Source organism: Cryobacterium sp. Hh11, from assembly GCF_004404045.1.
GTDB lineage: Bacteria > Actinomycetota > Actinomycetes > Actinomycetales > Microbacteriaceae > Cryobacterium > Cryobacterium levicorallinum.
Genome location: NZ_SOHF01000020.1, coordinates 16,800 through 36,135 on the forward strand (window position 1 = coordinate 16,800; position 19,336 = coordinate 36,135).

At 65.7% G+C, this 19,336-nt stretch carries 18 protein-coding genes; 11 read left to right on the forward strand and 7 right to left on the reverse strand.

Features of this window, described 5'->3' with window-relative positions:
* Positions 1-47 precede the first annotated feature (47 nt).
* From E3T46_RS09890 to E3T46_RS09915, 6 genes are all read left to right on the forward strand, one after another.
* Positions 48-1,535, forward strand: coding sequence for an SDR family oxidoreductase (locus tag E3T46_RS09890; protein ID WP_134578435.1), 1,488 nt, complete (start codon positions 48-50; stop codon positions 1,533-1,535).
* 145 nt (positions 1,536-1,680) lie between these two features.
* On the forward strand, positions 1,681-2,241 hold the full coding sequence (locus E3T46_RS09895) for a GDSL-type esterase/lipase family protein (protein WP_134444363.1): 561 nt from the start codon (positions 1,681-1,683) through the stop codon (positions 2,239-2,241).
* Between the two features lie 58 nt (positions 2,242-2,299).
* Entirely contained in the window at positions 2,300-3,274 is a 975-nt protein-coding gene (locus tag E3T46_RS09900) for a DUF2207 domain-containing protein (RefSeq protein WP_134578436.1), read from the forward strand.
* Positions 3,274-3,609: a DUF6804 family protein gene (locus E3T46_RS09905; protein WP_241980608.1), complete on the forward strand. Its 336-nt coding sequence runs from the start codon at positions 3,274-3,276 to the stop codon at positions 3,607-3,609. The genes E3T46_RS09900 and E3T46_RS09905 overlap by 1 nt, the downstream gene beginning before the upstream one ends.
* A gap of 320 nt (positions 3,610-3,929) precedes the next feature.
* Complete coding sequence (locus tag E3T46_RS09910) at positions 3,930-6,116, forward strand: DEAD/DEAH box helicase (RefSeq protein WP_134578437.1); 2,187 nt, start codon at positions 3,930-3,932, stop codon at positions 6,114-6,116.
* A gap of 166 nt (positions 6,117-6,282) precedes the next feature.
* A complete protein-coding gene (locus tag E3T46_RS09915; protein WP_092450022.1) occupies positions 6,283-7,311 on the forward strand; it encodes a 6-phosphofructokinase in 1,029 nt (342 codons plus the stop codon).
* A 68-nt stretch (positions 7,312-7,379) separates the two neighbouring features.
* Here the strand turns inward: E3T46_RS09915 and E3T46_RS09920 are convergent, their stop codons facing one another.
* A complete protein-coding gene (locus tag E3T46_RS09920; protein ID WP_092450016.1) occupies positions 7,380-7,634 on the reverse strand; it encodes a mycoredoxin in 255 nt (84 codons plus the stop codon).
* Positions 7,635-7,707: 73 nt separating this feature from the next.
* Here E3T46_RS09920 and E3T46_RS09925 point away from each other — a divergent pair, with 73 nt between their 5' ends.
* Genes E3T46_RS09925 through E3T46_RS09935 form a run of 3 tightly spaced genes read left to right on the forward strand, consistent with a single transcriptional unit; the run spans position 7,708 to position 9,699 of the window.
* Positions 7,708-8,181, forward strand: coding sequence for an 8-oxo-dGTP diphosphatase (locus E3T46_RS09925; RefSeq protein ID WP_134578438.1), 474 nt, complete (start codon positions 7,708-7,710; stop codon positions 8,179-8,181).
* Positions 8,174-9,370 (forward strand): inorganic phosphate transporter, encoded by a 1,197-nt coding sequence (locus E3T46_RS09930; protein WP_241980609.1) that lies wholly within the window; start codon positions 8,174-8,176, stop codon positions 9,368-9,370. The genes E3T46_RS09925 and E3T46_RS09930 overlap by 8 nt, the downstream gene beginning before the upstream one ends.
* Positions 9,367-9,699: a peptidase gene (locus E3T46_RS09935; RefSeq protein ID WP_092450010.1), complete on the forward strand. Its 333-nt coding sequence runs from the start codon at positions 9,367-9,369 to the stop codon at positions 9,697-9,699. Before E3T46_RS09930 ends, E3T46_RS09935 begins: the two co-directional genes overlap by 4 nt.
* A gap of 15 nt (positions 9,700-9,714) precedes the next feature.
* On the opposite strand, the gene E3T46_RS09940 is transcribed toward E3T46_RS09935, so the two are convergent.
* Positions 9,715-10,992, reverse strand: coding sequence for a solute carrier family 23 protein (locus tag E3T46_RS09940; RefSeq protein WP_134578440.1), 1,278 nt, complete (start codon positions 10,990-10,992; stop codon positions 9,715-9,717).
* A gap of 68 nt (positions 10,993-11,060) precedes the next feature.
* Between E3T46_RS09940 and E3T46_RS09945 the strand changes: the two genes are divergently transcribed.
* Complete coding sequence (locus E3T46_RS09945) at positions 11,061-12,614, forward strand: carboxylesterase/lipase family protein (RefSeq protein ID WP_134578441.1); 1,554 nt, start codon at positions 11,061-11,063, stop codon at positions 12,612-12,614.
* A gap of 150 nt (positions 12,615-12,764) precedes the next feature.
* Entirely contained in the window at positions 12,765-14,162 is a 1,398-nt protein-coding gene (locus E3T46_RS09950; protein ID WP_255411843.1) for an NCS2 family permease, read from the forward strand.
* Between the two features lie 30 nt (positions 14,163-14,192).
* Here E3T46_RS09950 and E3T46_RS09955 read toward each other — a convergent pair whose 3' ends face one another.
* The 5 genes from E3T46_RS09955 to E3T46_RS09975 form a co-directional block, all read right to left on the reverse strand.
* On the reverse strand, positions 14,193-14,927 hold the full coding sequence (locus tag E3T46_RS09955) for a GntR family transcriptional regulator (protein ID WP_134578442.1): 735 nt from the start codon (positions 14,925-14,927) through the stop codon (positions 14,193-14,195).
* A complete protein-coding gene (locus tag E3T46_RS09960; protein ID WP_304466174.1) occupies positions 14,927-15,694 on the reverse strand; it encodes a 3-oxoacyl-ACP reductase in 768 nt (255 codons plus the stop codon). Before E3T46_RS09960 ends, E3T46_RS09955 begins: the two co-directional genes overlap by 1 nt.
* Positions 15,695-15,768: 74 nt before the next feature.
* Positions 15,769-17,130, reverse strand: coding sequence for an aldehyde dehydrogenase family protein (locus E3T46_RS09965; protein ID WP_134578443.1), 1,362 nt, complete (start codon positions 17,128-17,130; stop codon positions 15,769-15,771).
* On the reverse strand, positions 17,127-17,897 hold the full coding sequence (locus tag E3T46_RS09970; protein ID WP_198419175.1) for a gamma-glutamyl-gamma-aminobutyrate hydrolase family protein: 771 nt from the start codon (positions 17,895-17,897) through the stop codon (positions 17,127-17,129). Before E3T46_RS09970 ends, E3T46_RS09965 begins: the two co-directional genes overlap by 4 nt.
* The gene (locus E3T46_RS09975) at positions 17,878-19,245 is read right to left on the reverse strand and encodes a glutamine synthetase family protein (protein ID WP_134578444.1); all 1,368 of its coding nucleotides are present in this window, start codon (positions 19,243-19,245) and stop codon (positions 17,878-17,880) included. The genes E3T46_RS09970 and E3T46_RS09975 overlap by 20 nt, the downstream gene beginning before the upstream one ends.
* Between the last annotated feature and the right edge of the window lie 91 nt (positions 19,246-19,336).

The window sequence follows — 19,336 nt, forward strand, 5'->3', positions numbered from 1 at the left end:
CCGGGGCACTCAGCGGGGGGTCACGTGGACGGGATAAACTCCGCCTCATGACCTCACGCAGAGCACTTGTCACCGGTGCGACCGGTTACATCGGCGGACGCCTCGTACCCAAACTCCTCGAAGCCGGCTTCACGGTGCGCGTGCTCGTGCGCACCCCGTCGAAGCTGCGTGATGTGCCCTGGTCTGACCAGGTGGAAATCGTGCAGGGCGACCTCGGCGACGCCAAATCGGTGCAGTCCGCCTGCGCCGATATTGACGTGTTCTACTACCTCGTGCACTCGATGGGTGCGGCCGGTGATTTCGAGAAGACTGAGCACATCGCAGCCGAAAACGTTGCCAAGGCCGCCGCTGCAGCGCAGGTGTCGCGCATCGTCTACCTTGGCGGGTTGCATCCAGACACACAGACGCTCTCGGCCCATCTGCGCTCCCGCATGGAGGTCGGCCGCATCCTGCTCGACAGCGGTGTACCGACCACGGCCTTCCAGGCCGGCGTCGTTATCGGCTCCGGCTCGACCTCGTTCGAGATGATCCGTCACCTCACCGACGTGCTTCCCTGCATGCCGGCGCCCAAGTGGGTGCGTAACCGTATCCAGCCGATCGCCGTGCGCGATGTGCTCTACTACCTGCAGGCGGCGGCTGATCTGCCCAGTGAGGTGAACCGTACCTTCGACATCGGCGGCCCCGACGTGCTGCGCTACGACCAGATGATGAACGGCTACGCCCTCGAGGCCGGCCTCAAACATCGGGCGATTATCGCCCTGCCGGTGCTCACCCCGTGGCTGGCCTCACAATGGGTGAACCTGGTCACACCGATTCCGCGCAACCTTGCCATTCCCATCATCGCGTCGCTGCAGTATGACTGCGTCGTGCACGAGAGCGACATCGATCAGTACATTCCGCAGCCGGACGGCGGCCTCACCGGCTACCGGCGGGCCGTGCGCCTCGCGCTGGGCCGCATGCGTGACGGAGACGTGGAGACCAGCTGGCGCAACTCCTCGATCGAGGGCGCTTCCAGTAACCCGCTGCCGAGCGACCCGAACTGGGCCGGCCACGCCGTTTACACCGACCTGCGGGAGAAAACCACCCCGGCCGATCCGGCAGCGCTCTGGCGAGTCATCGAAAGCATCGGAGGTGAGAACGGCTGGTATTCCTTCCCGCTGGCCTGGGCCGTGCGCGGCCTGATGGACAAGGCCGTCGGCGGTGTGGGCCTGCGCCGCGGCCGCCGCAATCCCGACCACCTGCAAACCGGCGAGGTGCTCGATTTCTGGCGGGTGGAGCAGATCGACCACGGCAGCTTTCTGCGGTTGCGCGCCGAAATGCGCTTACCAGGTCGGGCCTGGCTCGAAATGAGCGTCATACCAACGGATGCCGGCGGCTCGCTCTACCGCCAGCGCGCGGTCTTCTTTCCCCGCGGGCTCGGTGGACGGTTGTACTGGGCGTCGATCTTCCCGTTCCACGGCATCATCTTCGAGGGCATGGCGACCCGCATCACGGCGACGGCCGCGGCCGAACGCGTGGCGCAAGAGGAGGCCTAGGAGCGGCTTTCCCTGGCGGTGGTTTCTCGCTCCCACCACGACTGATCCGGCGGGTAGATGTGTCGATAAATCGTGCGTATACTCTGGGAATTCTGGCGACTCGGCCCGGTTCGGGGCATGATGGGTAACAGATAGGAGGCCTACTATGACAGTTTCACTCGCCTTTCTGGGCGACGGCCTCACCGCGAATGGTCAGTGGGAAGAGTGGTTTCCCGAGTACGTGGTGCACAATCTCGCTGCCAGCGGTAATACCACCGATGAGATTATTTCACAGCTTGATCAGGTGATTGAGTTGCGGCCCGACGCCATTGTGATCGGGGTCGGCACCAACGATCTCGGCTGGCGCAAATCCGACGAATATGTCGTGCGCAACCTCGAAACCATCCTGCACACGCTGCGCCGTGCCCTGCCGGAGACCCGCATCATGGTGCAATCGGTGCTGCCGCGCGACCGGGACTTCGCCGGCACCATCCGCTCGATCAACCGGCACGTCTGGCAGTACGCCCCCACCCAGCACGTGCAATATCTCGACCTGTGGCCGGCCCTGGCCCTGCCAGACGGTGAACTCGACCCGACCTTCGGCATCGACCGGCTGCACCTGAACGAGGCCGGCTATGCCGCGTGGCTGGCCGAGTTGCGGCCGGGGCTGGAGATGCTGTTCGAGCGACCGCCGTCGACGACGTCGATTCCGATTCAGCACGCCTGAACTGTTCGGGACTGACCCGCGCTGCGGGCGGCTCAGTACGGCTCGGTAGAGTGGACTCATGCTTCGATCGGTTCGCCCCGCACGTGTCCTGACCCTCGGCGGGATGGTCGTCGGTGCCGGCGCTAAGGCGATGGCCGCACAATGCATCAGCTTCGCCGTGCGCGGTAACGTGCGCATTCTCGATGCCGACGACAAAAAGAATCACTTTCTGCTGGAATTCGTGCACGCCGACGGCGTCGATGAGACCGAAAGCCGCATTCTCAGCAAACTTTTTCCCGGCTTGCGGCCCGGCGAGCAGCGCGACCTGAAGAAGAAGAGCGTTTCGCTCAGTAAGGCCCTGCAGAAGGAACGGCTGGCGACCCGCGCCGAATCGCTGCGGCTGGGCGTCAGGAAAAAGCAAAACGATGGGCTGCGGGTGTGGCTGTTCCTGCTGGCCAGCGTGAGCGCCCTGGCCGCCGGACTGGCGAGTCTCGGGGCCGTCATCACCGTCGTGGGCGGTTTCTGGCCGCTGCTGTTCATCGTGCTGGGCATCACCACCGCGGTGGTCACCTTCGTTTGTGCCGGAAATCTGCGACCGCTCACCGACAGCGGCGCTGAACTGCGTGACTATTTGAAAGGCGTCAAGTTGTATATAGGTCTTGCCGAAGCCGATCGACTTCGTGTTCTGCAGAGTCCGGAGGGGGCCGTGCGATCGGTCTACCAACCGGAGAACGGTCGTCCCGATCTGACCAGAACCACCACAGCGGATGCCCCCTCCGTTCAGATCGTGAAACTCTACGAGCGCGGACTGCCGCTGGCCATACTGTTCGGCCAGGAGAAGGAAAGGTCGAAGGTACTGGGCGGGTATTACGGGGAGAGCGGCACCCAGCCCGACTGGTATCTGGGAACGGGAATGTTCCAGGCCGAGCTGTTCGCCGGTGCTATCAGCAGCTTCTCGGCGTCCTCTGCCGCGTCGTGGTCGGGCAGTGCCACCAGCTCGTCGACCGCGGGCGGCCGTGGCGGCGGGTTCTCCGGCGGCGGCGGGGGCGTCTGATGGGCACGCCAGTCGAACCGACCTTCACCCGCTCTGCCCTCGCACCGGGTCTGCTGGGGGCGATCGCCCTGCTCGCCGGCCTAGCCCTGCTGGACAGCGAGAGCTTCATCATCATCCGCTACGCCGTCAGCATCCTCGCGCTCATTATCTGCGTCTTCGTGCTGCAGGCGCGGTCCTGGTACTGGCTGATCGGCCTCGCGCCGATGGCGATTCTGTGGAACCCTGTCGTGATTCTCGACCTCAGCGGTCAGGGCTGGGTCTCGGCCCAGTTCATCGCCGCGATCATTTTCATCGCCGTCGGCCTGCGCACCAAGGTGCCGGTTCGCAAGAATTGAACGGGGGCGTAGACTACTAGCGCGTTGAGAGAACCGGGTCAGGTCTCTACTGTGCGCTCGCTGGCGATGGCCGTACTCGTTGAATCAGTACCTGTAGAGGCGCGTGATTCGACGGCACCACCGCTGCGACAGCATCCGCTTGACCGCGAGTTTTGTGTGAAGATCGCGACCCGTGCTGTGTTTCGTGAATCGTTTGTTCCTGAGAACTCATCAGAACGATTGGCGGGCTGCAGCGTTCCGGCAACACCTGGATGCCGTGACCGGCTCGCGTGGACGGATACAGCCGGTACCCGTACCGTGCTGCTTTTGAGTGGAGAACAATGGCTTATACCCGCACCGATGCCTCGGGCAGCCGGAACAACCTCGGCCGCGGCGGTGTCACCCGCAATCGGGCCCACCCGCGTTCGCGTGACGACGACGCGCCGATCATCCCGATTCTCGCCCGCAAGGTGCGCGAGGTCGAGGCGAAGGCGCAGTCCGGTACCAAGCTCGGGCCGACCAACCGCACCAAGTATCAGGTCATTGCCCTGCTCATGCGCGAGGAACGCGCCAGGGTCAAGGGCGATAAGGAGCTCTCCGACGCCAATCGGGCCGAGCTGCTCAAACGCCTCGACGGCATTGCCCAGATTCTGGCCAAGACCGCGGCTCGCGATACCAGCCTGATCACCCTGCTCGAACCCGATGCCGGCGTCTCCACCGTCGCGCAGCGTTTTCGCCGGGACTGGCTGCTTGAATCCGGTGCCGAACTGAGTCCGGACGAACTCATCATCACCCGCGAACCCGAAGCCAAACCGGTCGTGCTGCAGAACCAGGTCGTCCCGCAGTCGGTCAAGGCCCGGCAGCTGGCCAACCCGTTCCTCGCCCCCGACTTCAGTGCAGCAGCCCAGCCGATCGTGCACCCGCGCCGGCTGGCCAATTGGGAACTGCTCGGTCCCCTGTTCAAATCGTTCGAGTACGGTTCGGGCGGCCAGGCCGCCAGCATGGACATGCCGGAAGCCCCCAGGCTTGACCGACTGTCGCCGAACGGTATGGAGCTCATGCGGCACCAGGCCCGGTTCATCGAGAGCGCTCGTCTGGGCCACCGCAGCTATCTGCTCGCCGATGAGCCGGGCCTCGGCAAGACGGCGCAGAGCCTGCTGGCAGCATCCGTTGCCAACGCCTACCCGCTGCTGGCCATCGTGCCCAACGTCGTCAAAATGAACTGGGCCCGTGAAGTGGAAATGTGGACGCCGAACCGGCGTGCCACCGTCATCCACGGCGATGGTGACAGCCTGGACGCCTTCGCCGATGTGGTCGTCGTCAACTACGACGTGCTCGACCGGCACCTGGCCTGGCTGGGCACCCTCGGCTTCAAGGGCATGGTCGTCGACGAGGCCCACTTTATTAAGAACCTCGCCTCCCAGCGCTCCAAGCACGTACTCTCGCTGGCCGACCAGATTCGCCGCCGTACCCCGGGCGGCAACCCGCTGCTGATGGCCCTGACCGGAACGCCCCTGATCAACGACGTCGACGACTTTCGGGCCATCTGGCAGTTCCTCGGCTGGATCGACGGCGACAAGCCGGCCCCCGCACTGCTGAAACGCCTGGAAGAGACGGGCCTCACGCCCGCCGACATGGGTTTTTACAAGGAAGCTCGCGCCGCCGTGATCGACATGGGCATTGTGCGTCGCCGCAAGATCGACGTCGCCGCCGACCTGCCGGCCAAGCGCATCGCCGACCTCCCGGTCGAGCTCGATGACGACCTCGGCCGCTCCATCCGTCAGTCCGAACGGGAACTCGGTGCCCGGCTGGTCATCCGGTACCGCGCACTCGTCGCGGCGCGGCACACCGGCTCTGGCGGCCCGGCCGTTCCCGATGAGGACCAGCGGAATGCTTACATTCGCGCCGTCGCGCACGCCGAACTCGAAGATTCCAAGGGCCAGAGCACTGGTGAAAACGTATTCACGATGGTGCGCAAAATCGGTCAGGCCAAAGCTGGTCTCGCAGCCGACTACGCGGCCCAGCTGGCCCGGTCGGTCGGTAAGGTCGTGTTCTTCGCCAAGCACATCGATGTCATGGACACCGCTGAGGAGATCTTCGCCAAGCGTGACCTGAAAACGGTGTCGCTGCGCGGCGACCAGAGCGCGCTTGCCCGGCAGGCAGCGATCGACTCCTTCAACAACGACCCCGACGTTGCGATCGCGGTCTGTTCCCTCACCGCGGCCGGCGTCGGCGTCAACCTCCAGGCCGCGTCGAACGTTGTGCTGGCCGAGCTGAGCTGGACCGCAGCCGAGCAGACCCAGGCCATCGACCGGGTGCACCGCATCGGGCAGGATGAGCCGGTCACCGCTTGGCGCATTATCGCCGCGCACACCATCGACGCCCGCATTGCCGACTTGATCGGAAGCAAGCAGGGCCTGGCGGCTCGGGCACTGGATGGTTCGCAGGAAGAGTACGCCGCGGCCGATTCGGTGCAGGAGAGTGCTCTGATCTACCTGCTCACCCAGGCCCTCGACGGAAAACTATAAGGCCCTGCGCGACTGACCGGGCCGGATGCGATTTGAGCCATGCCCGGTCAGGCAGCATGATTGTCAAGCGTGCATCGTTGATGCGCTTGTTCTGACATTGATTGGTGGCGCGCGTTGCGTCATGATCAATCGACCGGATTCGCCCAGCTACCAAGATCGGCCAGCAATGAAGATCGGCATCCTTACCAGCGGCGGCGACTGCCCCGGACTCAACGCGGTCATTCGCGGCGCTGTGCTCAAGGGCGTGCGCACGCACGATTTCGAGTTCGTCGGAATTCGCAACGGGTGGCGCGGCCTGGTGCAGAGCGAATTCATGCCGCTCGACCGGCACAGCGTTCGCGGGCTCTCTCGCCAGGGCGGCACCATTTTGGGTAGTTCCCGTACGAACCCGTTCGAGGGTGAGAACGGCGGACCGGAGAACATCCAGCGCACGCTCGATGAGAACGGCATCGACGCCGTGATCGCCATCGGTGGAGAGGGCACGCTCACCGCCGCGCATCGCCTGACCGAGGCCGGCCTCAATATCGTCGGCGTGCCCAAGACCATCGACAACGACCTCGAAGCCACCGACTATTCCTTCGGCTTCAACACGGCCGTCGAAATCGCCACCGAAGCCATCGACCGGCTGCGCACCACCGCCGAATCCCACGGCCGCTGCATGGTGGTCGAGGTGATGGGACGCCACGTCGGGTGGATCGCCCTGCACTCCGGCATGGCCGGCGGCGCCCACGCCATCCTCATCCCAGAACAGCCGAAGTCGATCGAACAGATTTGCAACTGGGTCGAGCACGTGCGCGACCGCGGCCGGGCCCCCGTCATCGTGGTCTCCGAGGGCTTCCTGCTCTCCGGAATGGAGGAGGCGCACTCCACCAAGGGGCTGGACGCCTTCAGCCGTCCCCGCCTCGGCGGAATCAGTGAGGTCATCGCGCCGCTGATCGAAGAACGTACCGGCATCGAGAGCCGAGCGACCGTGCTCGGTCACACCCAGCGCGGCGGCGCCCCCTCGGCATACGACCGCGTGCTCGCCACCCGACTCGGCATGGCCGCCGTCGACGCGATCCACAATTCGCAGTGGGGCTCGATGGTGTCACTGCGCGGCACCGAGATCGTCGTCGTGAGCATCGCCGCCGCCACCATCGGTCTCAAGCGCGTCTCACCGGCCCGCTACGACGAGGCCGCCGTACTGTTCGGTTAGCCGCGCGGGCTCGCGCAGGGCGGGCAGGCCTGGTCAGGTCAGGTCAGGTCAGGTCAGGTCAGGTCAGGTCAGGCGAGTTTGGCCTGAACCTGTGCCAGCGACGGATTCGTCGCTGCTGAGCCGTCGGGGTACAAAATCGTCGGCACGGTTTGGTTGCCGTTGTTGAGGCTCATGACGAGCTCCGACGTGCCGTCAACCCGTTCGATATTCACCTCGGTGTAGCCGATTCCGACGCTGTCGAGCTGTTTCTTCAATCGTTTGCAGTAACCACACCAGTCGGTCGTGAACATGGTGATGGTTCCGGTAGCTGGTAAAAAGTCCATGTTCGGAGCTTATCCGAGCTGCCTCCCAACCAGCTCCACGTGCCTTCTGTTCAACAAGCATTAAGATGAGGCAATGACTTTGCCCCAGGTATGCGTGTGCTATCTCACTCGACTATCTCCCGAAGGCAACCGACAGGTCCTGCTGGGGCGCAAGAAGAAAGGCCTCGGCATGGGAAACATCGTCGGGCTGGGTGGCAAGCTCGAAAGCGGCGAAACCGCGGTGGATGCTGCGGTGCGCGAAATCGAGGAGGAGTCGTCTCTCGTGGTGGCGGCATCCGCTCTTACCGAACTGGGGCTGCTCACCTACCTGTTTCCCCACCGCGAGGAGTGGAGCCAGGAGTCGACCGTCTTCGTCTGCGACCAGTGGTCGGGAACACCGCGGGAATCCAACGAGCTGAACCCCCTCTGGTTCGACGTGGCGACCCTGCCGGTCGATGAGATGTGGGACGACGCCCGCCATTGGCTGCCCGGTGTTCTCAATGGTGTGTCCGTACGCGCCACCTTCACCTTCGGCGCCGACCTGGAGAGCGTGGTGTCCCGTGCCTGATTTCAGCCTCATTATCGTGCTGGTCATCGCCCTGGCCCTCATCTTCGACTTCACCAACGGCTTTCACGACACGGCGAACGCCATGGCCACCCCGATCGCGACCGGCGCCATGAAACCCAAGGTCGCCGTCGGTGTCGCTGCGATTCTCAACCTGGTCGGGGCATTCTTGTCGACCGAGGTCGCCCGCACAATCTCGGGCGGCATCATCAAGGAGGGCGACGGCGGGGTGCTGATCACCCCCGAGCTGATCTTCGCCGGTCTGATCGGCGCAATTGTCTGGAACCTGGTCACCTGGCTAATGGGGCTGCCGTCGAGCTCCAGCCATGCCCTGTTCGGCGGTCTCATCGGCGCCGCCATCATCGGTGTCGGCACCCAGGCCATCGACTACAACGTTGTCGCCGCGAAGGTTATTCTGCCCGCCCTGATCGCGCCCGTGATCGCCGGCGTCATCGCCCTCGTCGCCACCCGCCTCGCCTATACGATCACTCGCCGGGACGTGGGTCAGCCCGACGGGCGCGGCGGCTTTCGCTACGCGCAAATCTTCTCCTCCTCGCTCGTAGCCCTGGCCCACGGCACCAATGATGCGCAGAAGACGATGGGCGTGATTACCCTGACCCTGATCGCCGGTGGGTTTCAGGCCGTCGGCAGCGGGCCAACGTTCTGGGTGATCGCTGCCTGCGCGCTGGCGATCGCGATCGGCACCTACACCGGCGGCTGGCGCATCATCCGAACCATGGGTACCGGATTGACCGAGATCAAGCCAGCGCAGGGCTTTGCCGCCGAGGCCAGCACCGCCGCGACCATCCTGGCCTCGAGCCACCTCGGCTTCGCACTCTCCACCACCCAGGTCGCCTCCGGTTCGGTGATCGGCTCCGGGCTCGGCCGCCGTGGCTCGACGATCCGCTGGGGCATGGCCGGACGCATCGCGCTCGGCTGGGCTATGACGTTGCCGGCCTCGGCCATTATGGGTGCTTTCGCGGCCGGGCTGGCCTTGCTCGGCCCGATCGGCATCGTGCTGGACATGGTGATTGGCACCATCGTGATCATGGCCCTGTTCCGCTGGTCTCGGCGCAATCGGGTCACTCACCACACTCTGCTCAACGACATCGATGATGCCGGCCGGGTGGTCAGGATCAGGAAAACGCCGCGTCGCCCGACTCGTTCCGACCGCAGGAAGGTGTCGCTGTGATCGACTGGGCGGCTTTCCTCATCGTCTCCACTGCGTCGCTCGTCTCGGCGGCACTGGTGGTGAGCCTCTACTCGCTCGGTCTGCGCCTGCTCACCACGGCCGGACGCATCCCCCTGGTCGAGCCGTACGAGTTCACCGGCGCGATTACCGTGCTGAGCCCCAAAAAGGCCGCGAAGCAGGTCAAGCGAGCGCGCAAGGCTGCCGCGGCGAACCCGCTGTCGGATGCCCAGAAGCGGTTGGCCCTCTACGCCGGCTACGTCTGCTTCACCCTGTGCGCGGCCGCCGTGCTCTACGGCGTCTACCTGATCGTGCCCGTCCTGCACGTCTAACCCTGCACGTGCGAGCTAGGCGGTTCCGCGCACCCGCGCTAGCCAGGTCATCAGGTGGTAGATCACGATGGCCGCGACCGTGCCGAGCGCGATGCCGTTGAAGCTGAGGGTGCCGGCGTTCAGCGTGAAGTCGGCGATGCCGATAATGAGCGCTGTCGCCGCCGTGAACTGGTTGACCGGCTTGGAGAAGTCGACCTTGTTGTCGAGCCAGATCTTCACGCCGATGACGCCGATCAGCCCGTACAGCGCGGTGGTGACGCCGCCGAGCACCCCGTCGGGAATCGTGAAGATGATCGCACCGACCTTGGGGGAGAGGCCGAGCAGGATCGCGACGATTCCGGCGACCCAATAGGCCGCCGTGGAATAAATGCGCGTCGCCGCCATCACGCCGATGTTCTCGCCGTAGGTCGTGGTGCCGCTGCCGCCGCCGAAGCCGGCGAGCATGGTTGCCAGCCCGTCGGCGAGCAGGGCGCGCCCGGTGAGCCGGTTCACCTTCGCATCCGTCATTTGGGCCACACCCTTGATGTGGCCGACGTTCTCGGCGATGAGTACGAGCACGACCGGCAGGAAGGCGGGAAGCACCCCGAACACGGCGGCCGGGTTCTCGAACGGGTTGGCCGGGGCGGTGAACGGCGGCAGGCCGATCCAGGCGGCCTCGGCGACCCGGCTGAAGTCGACCTCGCCGAAGAAGACGGCCGCGACGTAGCCGACGATCACGCCGAGAAAGATCGACAGCCGACCCAGGATGCCGCGAAGCAGCACCGTGCACAAAATGACCGCGACGAGGGTGATCAGCGCGGTGAGCGGTGCCTTGTCGAAGTTGGCTTTGGCGACCGGGGCCAGGTTGAACCCGATCAGGGCGACGATGGCGCCCGACACGATCGGCGGCATCAGCCGGTCGATCCAGCCGGTGCCGGTGAGCTGCACGATCACCCCGACGAGCGCGAGCAGCGCTCCGACGACCAAAATTCCGAACAGGGCGCTGCCCATGCCGGCCGAGGCCGTTGCCGCGGTGATCGGCGCGATGAACGCGAACGATGAGCCGAGATAACTCGGCAGTTTATTGCCGGTGATCAGCAGAAACAGCAGGGTTCCAATACCGGAGAACAGCAAAGTCGTGCTGGGCGGAAAGTCGGTGAGCAGCGGCACCAGAAAGGTTGCGCCGAACATGGCGACGACGTGCTGCGAGCCGATTCCGATGGTCAACGGCCAGCTCAGTCGTTCGCCCGGGCCGACGACCTCCTGTGCGCCAACCGTTTTTCCGTCACCGTGCAGGGTCCAGGGCAGTGCCATGTCGTTCTCGTTTCTTCTGTTCCGTGATCAGGTTTGAGCGTAGCCTGCGCAGCAATAGACTCGAGCCCATGAGCCAGCTCGCTGATCAGACCACCAATCAGGGTCTCGAGGTGCGAGTGGCCACCGGACTGCTCCGCGGCGTGCGTGAACGCGGCGTGCTCGCCTGGCGCGGCATTCCCTACGCGGCGGCTCCGGTGGGCGATCTGCGCTTTCGCGCCCCGCGGTCAGCCTCGGCCTGGACCGGCGTGCGCGACGCGAGCCAGTGGGGCCTGATCGCCCCGCAAAGCCACAAGGGCCAGTTTCGCGGCGCCCACCCGCGCATTCCGCAGGGCGAAGACTGCCTCAATCTCAATGTGATCGCCCCCGATCAGCGGATGCGCGCCGGCGCGCAACTCCGACCGGTCATGGTGTTCATCCACGGCGGGGCCTACAGCGTCGGATCCAGCCGCGAGGTTCCGCGCCAGGGAGAGGGACTGGTACGCCGCGGCGGTATCGTCTACGTCAGCCTCAACTACCGACTGGGCGCCCTCGGGTATCTGGACTTTTCCCGGTTTGCCACGCCGGAGCATCCGTTTGAGAGCAATTTGGGGCTGCGCGACCAGGTCGCAGCCCTGCGGTGGGTGCGGGACAACATCCGCGCGTTCGGCGGGGACCCGGATGCCGTCACCCTGTTCGGCGAGTCGGCCGGCGGCAATGCCGTCACCACGTTGATGACGGTGCCGAGCGCGGCCAGCTTGTTCCACCGGGCCATCGCGCAGAGCGCTCCGCCGAACGCGGTCTACCCGAGTGAGCTCACCGCGCGCTGGGCCGGCGAATTCGTGGACAGCCTGGCGCACGGCCCCGCGGATTACAGCGACGAACAAGCGGCCAGCCTGCTGCTCACCGTTGACCCAGACGTGCTCGCCGCCGCGACCACCGCGCTGACCGTGCGTACGCCGGACCAGGATCCGGGCACGATTCCGCTCTGCCCGGTCATCGACGGCGATTTTCTGCCGGAGCGGCCGCTCGATGCCTTTCGCGACGGCCGGGCCGCGCGCATCCCGTTGATCATCGGCACCAATGCGCGGGAGGGTTCGCTGTTCAGCGGTCGCATTGACATTCTCGCCACCACGCCGGCGCGCATCCGCACGATCTTCAAGAAGACCAAGAAGAAGGCGAAGAAGGCGCTCAAGGCACAGTATCCGGGCATTCCGGCGTTGCGGGCCGCGCTCGATTTTGGGGGTGACTACTCCTTCTGGTATCCGAGTGTGAAGGTCGCCGAGCGGCATTCCCGGTATGCGCCGGTGTACTTCTACCGCTTCGATGCTGCTCCCCGCCTGCTGCGGCTGATGGGCCTCGACGCCACGCACGGCCTCGAACTGTTTCCGTTGTTCGACCGCCTCGATGGCTGGTTCGGCCGCGGCATGACGGCCCTCGGTGGGCGCCGCGCCTTTCAGGACATTGGAACCAGAATGCAGGGCTGGTGGCTCGGCTTCGTGCTCGACGGGGTGCCATCGTCCGAGTGGCCGCGGTATGAAGAGGGTGCCAGAGAGACGCTCATTATCGATCGGGACGACACGATCGAATCCGACCCTCATCGGGAACGACGTGTGGCCTGGGGTCGGTTTGTGCCGCACGTCTAAGCCAGCGGCGGCCCGGTCTTAGACTGGAACCTTGCGTTAGAGCCACGGCACCGGGAGCACACCATTAGCAGCACTGAATCACCCACTCAAGCTGCCTCGCCGCAGCCGGCATCGCGCAGCCTCAAGGCCCGCGTCGACTCCTATTTTGAGATCACCAGCCGCGGCTCCACCTGGTCCCGCGAATTCCGCGGGGGAGTCGTCACCTTCGTCACGATGGCCTACATCGTCATTCTGAACCCACTGATTCTCGGCGGGTTCAGCGCCGACCAGGCCGCCGTCGACGTCGAGGGTGGCTGGCTGCCCAACGAGCAGGTCGCCGCCGTCACCGCGCTGACCGCCGGCGTCATGACCATCCTGTTCGGCGTCATTGCCCGCCTGCCCTACGGCTTCGCTGCCGGCCTCGGCATCAACTCCTTCCTCGCCGTGAGCGTCGTCGGCCAGGTCACCTGGGCCGAAGCGATGGGCCTCGTCGTCATCAACGGCCTCATTATCGTGCTGCTCGCCTCCACCGGCCTGCGTGAACTCATCTTCAACGCCATCCCGCGCCCTCTGAAAATCGCCATCACGGTCGGTATCGGCCTGTTTATCGCGTTCATCGGACTGGTCGACTCCGGTTTCGTGCGCGCCAGCGGCGCCAACTCGCCGCCGGTGCAGCTCGGCGATGCCGGCTCGATCGCCACCCTGCCGACCGCGGTGTTCGTGATCGGACTGATCATCATGGGCGTGCTGCTGGCCCGTAAGGTCAAGGCCGCCCTGCTGATCGGCATCGTCGCGACCACCATCGTCGCCGTCATTCTGGAAGCCATCTTCAAGGTCGGACCTTCGTTCGGTACGAACCCGGCCGGCTGGAACCTCAACGCCCCGGTGCTGCCGACGAGCGTCGTCGCCGTGCCCGACCTCGGCCTGATCGGCGAGGTCTCCTTCGGCGCGTTCGAACGCATCGGCATGCTCGCCGCCGTGATGCTGGTCTTCACCCTGGTCTTCACGAACTTCTTCGACGCCATGGGCACCATGACCGGCCTGGCCAGTGAAGCCGGCCTCGCCGACAAGGACGGCAAGTTTCCGCGGCTGAAATCCGCCCTGATCGTCGAGGGTATCGGGGCCGTCGCCGGCGGTGCGTCGAGCGCCTCCTCGAACACCGTGTTCATCGAGTCCGGTGCCGGCATCGGCGAGGGAGCCCGCACCGGCGTCGCCAACGTGATCACCGGCATCCTCTTTCTGGCCGCCATGTTCTTCACGCCGCTGACCCAGATCGTGCCACTCGAGGTGGCCGCAGCCGCCCTCGTCATCGTCGGAGCGCTCATGGTGTCGCAGATTCGGCACCTCGACTTCACCGAATTCTCCAGCACCCTGCCGATCTTCCTCACCATCATCGTGATGCCGCTGACCTACTCGATCGCCAACGGCATCGGCGCCGGCTTCATCAGCTGGGTGCTCGTGCGCAGCCTGTCCGGCAAGGCGCGTGAGATCAGCCCGCTGCTCTGGGTCGTCGCCGTCGGCTTCGTGCTCTACTTCGTGCGCGGCCCGGTCGAGCTGCTCATCGGCTGAGTTATCCGACAAGCGGATGCCGCGGCGCGGCTACTCGAGAAAGCCGCGCAGCAGCAGCGCTGTCCCGGCTAAATGCTCACGCATCGACTGGGCGGCGGCACCTGCCCGACCGGACAGGATCGCCAGCACAATCTGTTCGTGCTGCGCGTCGGAGTGGGCGATATTCGGGCTCAGCAACGGGATGGCGTCGAGCAGATCGTTGACCCGCATCCGCACGTCGGCCAGCAGCGGCACGAGCGACGGCGAACCGGCCAACTCCCCGATATAAAGGTGCAAGCGAGCATCGAGCCTTCGGTAGTCCTCGGCGCTGGCCTCCCGCACCGCACCGAGGCTGGCCCAGAGCAGCTCGCGCTCCGCCGCCGGCAGCACCCGGCTGGCGGCGGCCCGGGCGGCGCCGACCTCGAGAATGTCGCGCAGCGTCAGCACATCGTCGATTTCGGCGGAACCGGGCGCCGGCGCGGCACCGTCGGGGCCGGGCGAAGCGGGAATCACCGCGGTGACGAAGGTGCCGCCGTAGCGTCCACGCCGGGACACCAGATAGCCAGCCTCGGCGAGGGAGGCGATCGCGTCGCGCAGCGTGTCCCGGCTGACGTTCAACTGCGCGGCCAAATCCCGTTCGGCCGGCAACCGTTCCCCGGGCGCGACCAACCCCAGTCGCACCGTCTGCAGCAGCCGCTGCACGGTCTCCTCGAAGGCGTTGCCGCCCGGCACCGGGCGCAGCAGCAGACCACTGTCGAGGCCACTGACGGCGGGCGGGTCGGTCATTATTCTGGGGTGACGTAGGCCGAGCTGATACCGCCGTCGACCAGAAAGGTCGAGCCGGTCATGAAAGAAGAATCATCGCTTGCCAGAAAGGCCACCGCTGCCGCGAGTTCCTCGGGCTCGGCGAACCGGCCGACCGGAATATGCACGAGCCGCCTTGCGGCACGTGCCGGGTCTTTCGCGAACAGCTCCTGCAACAGCGGAGTGTTCACCGGGCCGGGGCAGAGCGCGTTCACCCGAATGCCCTGACGGGCGAACTGCACGCCGAGTTCACGGCTCATCGCCAGCACCCCGCCCTTCGAGGCGGTGTAGGAGATCTGGCTCGTCGCCGAACCCAGCACCGCGACGAAACTCGCCGTGTTGATGATCGATCCGCTGCCCTGCCTGACCATGTGGCGAAGCGCCGCCCGGCAGCACAGATACACCGACTTGAGGTTGACGTCCTGCACGTTCTGCCAGGCCGGCAGCTCGGTTGTTTCAATGGAATCGTCGTTGGGCGGGGAAATACCAGCGTTGTTGAACGCCACATCGACCGAGCCGTAGGTGTCGAAGGCGGTGTCGAACAGGTGGTTCACCTCCTCCTGATCGGTGACGTTGACCTTCACGAACAGTCCGCCGACCAGCGCTGCGGCCGCCTGCCCGGCGGTTTCGTCGAGGTCGCCGATCACGACCGTCGCCCCCTCGGCGGCAAACCGTTTCGCCGTGGCCAGCCCGATACCGCTGGCTCCGCCGGTGATGACGGCGACCTTGCCGGCCAGACGCTGGGTCAGGTCTATTCGAGCGATGCTGCTCACGATTTTCTCCTTCAATCTCAGACAAGCGGATGCTTCGCGCGGGTGCTGCGCTAGTCGACCGCGATGAAAACGTTCTTGGTATCGGTGAAGTTCAGCGGGGCATCCGGCCCCAGCTCACGTCCGAGCCCCGACTGCTTGAACCCGCCAAACGGGGTCGAGTAGCGCACCGAGGAGTGCGAGTTGACCGACAGATTGCCGGATTCGACACCGCGCGCCACGCGAAGGGCCCGGCCGACATCGCGGGTCCAGATCGAGCCGGACAGCCCGTACTGGGTGTCGTTGGCCTGTCGCACCGCGTCGGCTTCGTCATCGAAGGGCAGCACCACCACGAGCGGGCCGAAGATCTCGTCGGTGACACAGCGATCGGTGCGGCTTATCGGGGTGAGCACGGTTGGTGCGACCCAGAATCCGGGGCCGGTCGGGGCGTGGCCGCGAAACGCCACCGGAGCATCCACTGGCAGATAGGCGGACACCGCGGCGTGATGCTGGCGGGACACGAGCGGTCCCATTTCGGTGGCCGGGTCGGTCGGGTCGCCGACCGCGACCGCGGCAACGGCCGGTTCGAGCAGTTCCAGGAAGCGGTCGAACTGGCTCGCCTGCACCAGGATGCGGCTGCGGGCGCAGCAATCCTGGCCGGCGTTCTCGAACACGCCGGATGGCGCGCTCGCGGCGGCCCGTTCGAGGTCGGCGTCGGCGAAGACGATATTGGCGCTCTTGCCGCCGAGTTCCAGGGTGACGCGTTTCACCTGCTCCGCGCAGCCGGCCATGATCTGCTTGCCGACTGCGGTCGATCCGGTGAAGACGATTTTGCGTACGTCGGGGTGGGTGACGAAGCGGTTTCCGACGACGGAACCGCGCCCGGGCAGCACCTGGAACAGCCCATCGGGCAGTCCGGCTTCGAGGGCCAGTTCACCGAGCCGCAGGCTGGAGAGCGGGGTCCACTCGGCCGGTTTCAGCAGCACGGCGTTGCCGGCCGCGAGGGCCGGCGCGAAACCCCAGGCACCGATCGTCATCGGAAAGTTCCACGGCGTGATCACTCCCACCACGCCGAGCGGCTCGTGAAAGGTTAGGTTTACGCCGCCGGAGACCGGAATCTGCTGACCGAACAGGCGCTCGGGTGCCGCCGAATAATACTCGAGCACGTCGCGCACGTGCCCGGCCTCCCAACGGGCCTGCGTGATCGGATGCCCCGAGTTGCGCACCTCGAGGCCGGCCAGGTTCTCTCGGTCGCCGTCGACAGCGGCGGCGAATCGGCGCAGCATTCGGGCCTTGTCGGCCGGAGCCACGGCCGCCCACAGCTTCTGGGCCGCGACCGCCCGGGCGACGGCCTCGTCGGTTTCGTCCACACCGACGTGCTCGATGGTCTCGGCGGTCGACTCGTCGGCCGGATTGACGATGGTGTAACTGCTCACGGGGTTGCTCCTTCAATGTGGGCCGCCCGGTATTCGGTGGCGGCTGCAATGAGCCCGCTGAACAGGCGCAGGTCATCGGGCGACTGCTCCGGATGCCACTGCACGGCCACCCCGAACGGAACGGTCGGCAGTTCGATCGCCTGCACGATGCCGGCATCCGTTTTCGCCGTCACCGTGAGGCCCTCGGCGACCCGGTCGATGGACTGGTGGTGATACACCGGCACCGCCGGCAGCAGGGTCTGGCCATCGAGCAGTGTGCTGAGGGTCGTGTGCGGTTCGATCACGACGTCGACGACGTTGAACACGCCGCCGCCCGCCTGGTAGCTGGTGTCGCCGACCAGATCGGGCAGATGCTGGTGCAGGCTGCCGCCGAGGGCGACGTTGAGCATTTGGGCGCCGCGACAGATGCCCAGAAACGGAAGTTTTCGGGCGATGGCCTCGTGCAGCAGCAGATCTTCCCAGGTGTCGCGGTCGGGCCGGGGTTCGTCGGTCTGTGCGTGCGGCGCCTGCCCGTACCGGGCCGGGTCGACGTCTTTGCCGCCGGTGATGATCAGGCCGTCGAGCCCATCGAGCACCCGCCGGGCGACGGCGGCATTCACCGGCTGCGGCGGCAGCAGTACGGCGATCCCGCCGGCCCGCGTGACCGCATCGAAGTACACCCGCGGCAGGATCGCGGCCGGCACGTCCCACACCCCGGTCTGGGCCTGTTCCAGATAGGTGGTCAGACCGATGATCGGTCCGGGAGTTTCAGAGGCGTTCAAAGCCACGCACCCGCTCCCAATCGGTCACGGCGGCGTCGAAGGCCGTCACCTCGATGCGGGCGTTGTTGGCGTAGTGCTCGACGACCTCGTCGCCGAAGGCCTCCCGGGCGATAGCCGACCCGGTGAACAGGTCGGCCGCTTCGCGCAGGGTCGAGGGAACCCGTGGTAGGTCGCTGGTGTAGGCGTTACCTTCGAAGGCCGGCTCCAGTTCGAGCTCGTGCTCGATGCCGTAGAGACCGGCCGCGATCAGGGCGGCGACGGCGAGATACTGGTTGACGTCGCCGCCGGGCACCCGGTTCTCCACCCGGATACCTGGGCCATGCCCGACCACGCGCAGGGCACAGGTGCGGTTGTCGAAGCCCCAGCCGAGCGCGGTCGGAGCGAAACTACCGGGCACGTAGCGCTTATAGGAGTTGATATTGGGGGCAGAAAAGAGGGTGAGTTCGCGCATCACCGCGAGCTGTCCGGCCACAAAGTGTCGGAACACGGGCGACATGCCGTTCTCAGCATCCGCTTGATAGAACGCTGATTCGCCGCCGGGGCGCTGCAGACTGATATGGATATGGCAGCTGTTGCCCTCGCGCTCGTTGTACTTGGCCATGAAGGTGATGCTCTTGCCCTGTGCGTCGGCGATCTCTTTGGCACCGCTCTTATAAATGGAGTGGTTGTCGCAGGTGGCGAGGGCCGTGGCGTAGCGAAACCCGATCTCCTGCTGACCGAGGTTGCACTCACCCTTGACGCCCTCGCAATACATTCCGGCGCCGTCCATGGCCAGACGGATCTCCCGCAGCAACGGCTCCATTCGAGCGGATGCCTGCAGCGAGTAGTCGATATTGTAATCGCTGGCCGGGGTCAGGCCTCGATAGCCCTTCTGCCAGGCATCGCGGTAGCCATCGTCGAACACGATGAATTCCAGCTCGGTCGCGCAAAAGGGGAAGAGGCCGTGTGCGGCCAGTCGGTCGAGCTGCCGGCGCAGAATCTGCCGCGGCGAGGCGACCACGGGGGTGTTGTCCGGCCAGTACAGGTCGGCGGTGACCAGAGCGGTTCCGGGCAGCCACGGAGCCAGACGGAGGGTGTCAAGGTCGGGCCGCATCGCCATATCGCCGTAGCCGCGGCCCCAGCTCGACATGGCGTAACCCTCGACCGTGTTCATCTCCACGTCGACGGCGAGCAGATAGTTGCAGCACTCAGCACCGTGCGCCGCGGCATCCTCCAGGAACAGCCGTGCTGAGAGACGCTTGCCCACCAGCCGCCCCTGCATGTCGGTGAACGCGACGATCACCGTATCGATCTCGCCGAGCGCAACCCGCGCGGTCAGCTCGTCCAGGGTCAGGTTTCCGGTACGGGTGGTCATTGAGCTTCTCCTCGGAGCCGGTCAAACGAAACGAGTCGGTCAAAGCCGGCAATCGTGCGATTTTCAACCATTAGACCACAGACCCAGCCGT

Coding starts and splice junctions, on each gene's coding strand:
- E3T46_RS09890 (WP_134578435.1), top strand. CDS start 48: ATGACCTCACGCAGAGCACTTGTCACCGGTGCGACCGGTTACATCGGC.
- E3T46_RS09895 (WP_134444363.1), top strand. CDS start 1,681: ATGACAGTTTCACTCGCCTTTCTGGGCGACGGCCTCACCGCGAATGGT.
- E3T46_RS09900 (WP_134578436.1), top strand. CDS start 2,300: ATGCTTCGATCGGTTCGCCCCGCACGTGTCCTGACCCTCGGCGGGATG.
- E3T46_RS09905 (WP_241980608.1), top strand. CDS start 3,274: ATGGGCACGCCAGTCGAACCGACCTTCACCCGCTCTGCCCTCGCACCG.
- E3T46_RS09910 (WP_134578437.1), top strand. CDS start 3,930: ATGGCTTATACCCGCACCGATGCCTCGGGCAGCCGGAACAACCTCGGC.
- E3T46_RS09915 (WP_092450022.1), top strand. CDS start 6,283: ATGAAGATCGGCATCCTTACCAGCGGCGGCGACTGCCCCGGACTCAAC.
- E3T46_RS09920 (WP_092450016.1), bottom strand. CDS start 7,634: ATGGACTTTTTACCAGCTACCGGAACCATCACCATGTTCACGACCGAC.
- E3T46_RS09925 (WP_134578438.1), top strand. CDS start 7,708: ATGACTTTGCCCCAGGTATGCGTGTGCTATCTCACTCGACTATCTCCC.
- E3T46_RS09940 (WP_134578440.1), bottom strand. CDS start 10,992: ATGGCACTGCCCTGGACCCTGCACGGTGACGGAAAAACGGTTGGCGCA.
- E3T46_RS09945 (WP_134578441.1), top strand. CDS start 11,061: ATGAGCCAGCTCGCTGATCAGACCACCAATCAGGGTCTCGAGGTGCGA.
- E3T46_RS09955 (WP_134578442.1), bottom strand. CDS start 14,927: ATGACCGACCCGCCCGCCGTCAGTGGCCTCGACAGTGGTCTGCTGCTG.
- E3T46_RS09975 (WP_134578444.1), bottom strand. CDS start 19,245: ATGACCACCCGTACCGGAAACCTGACCCTGGACGAGCTGACCGCGCGG.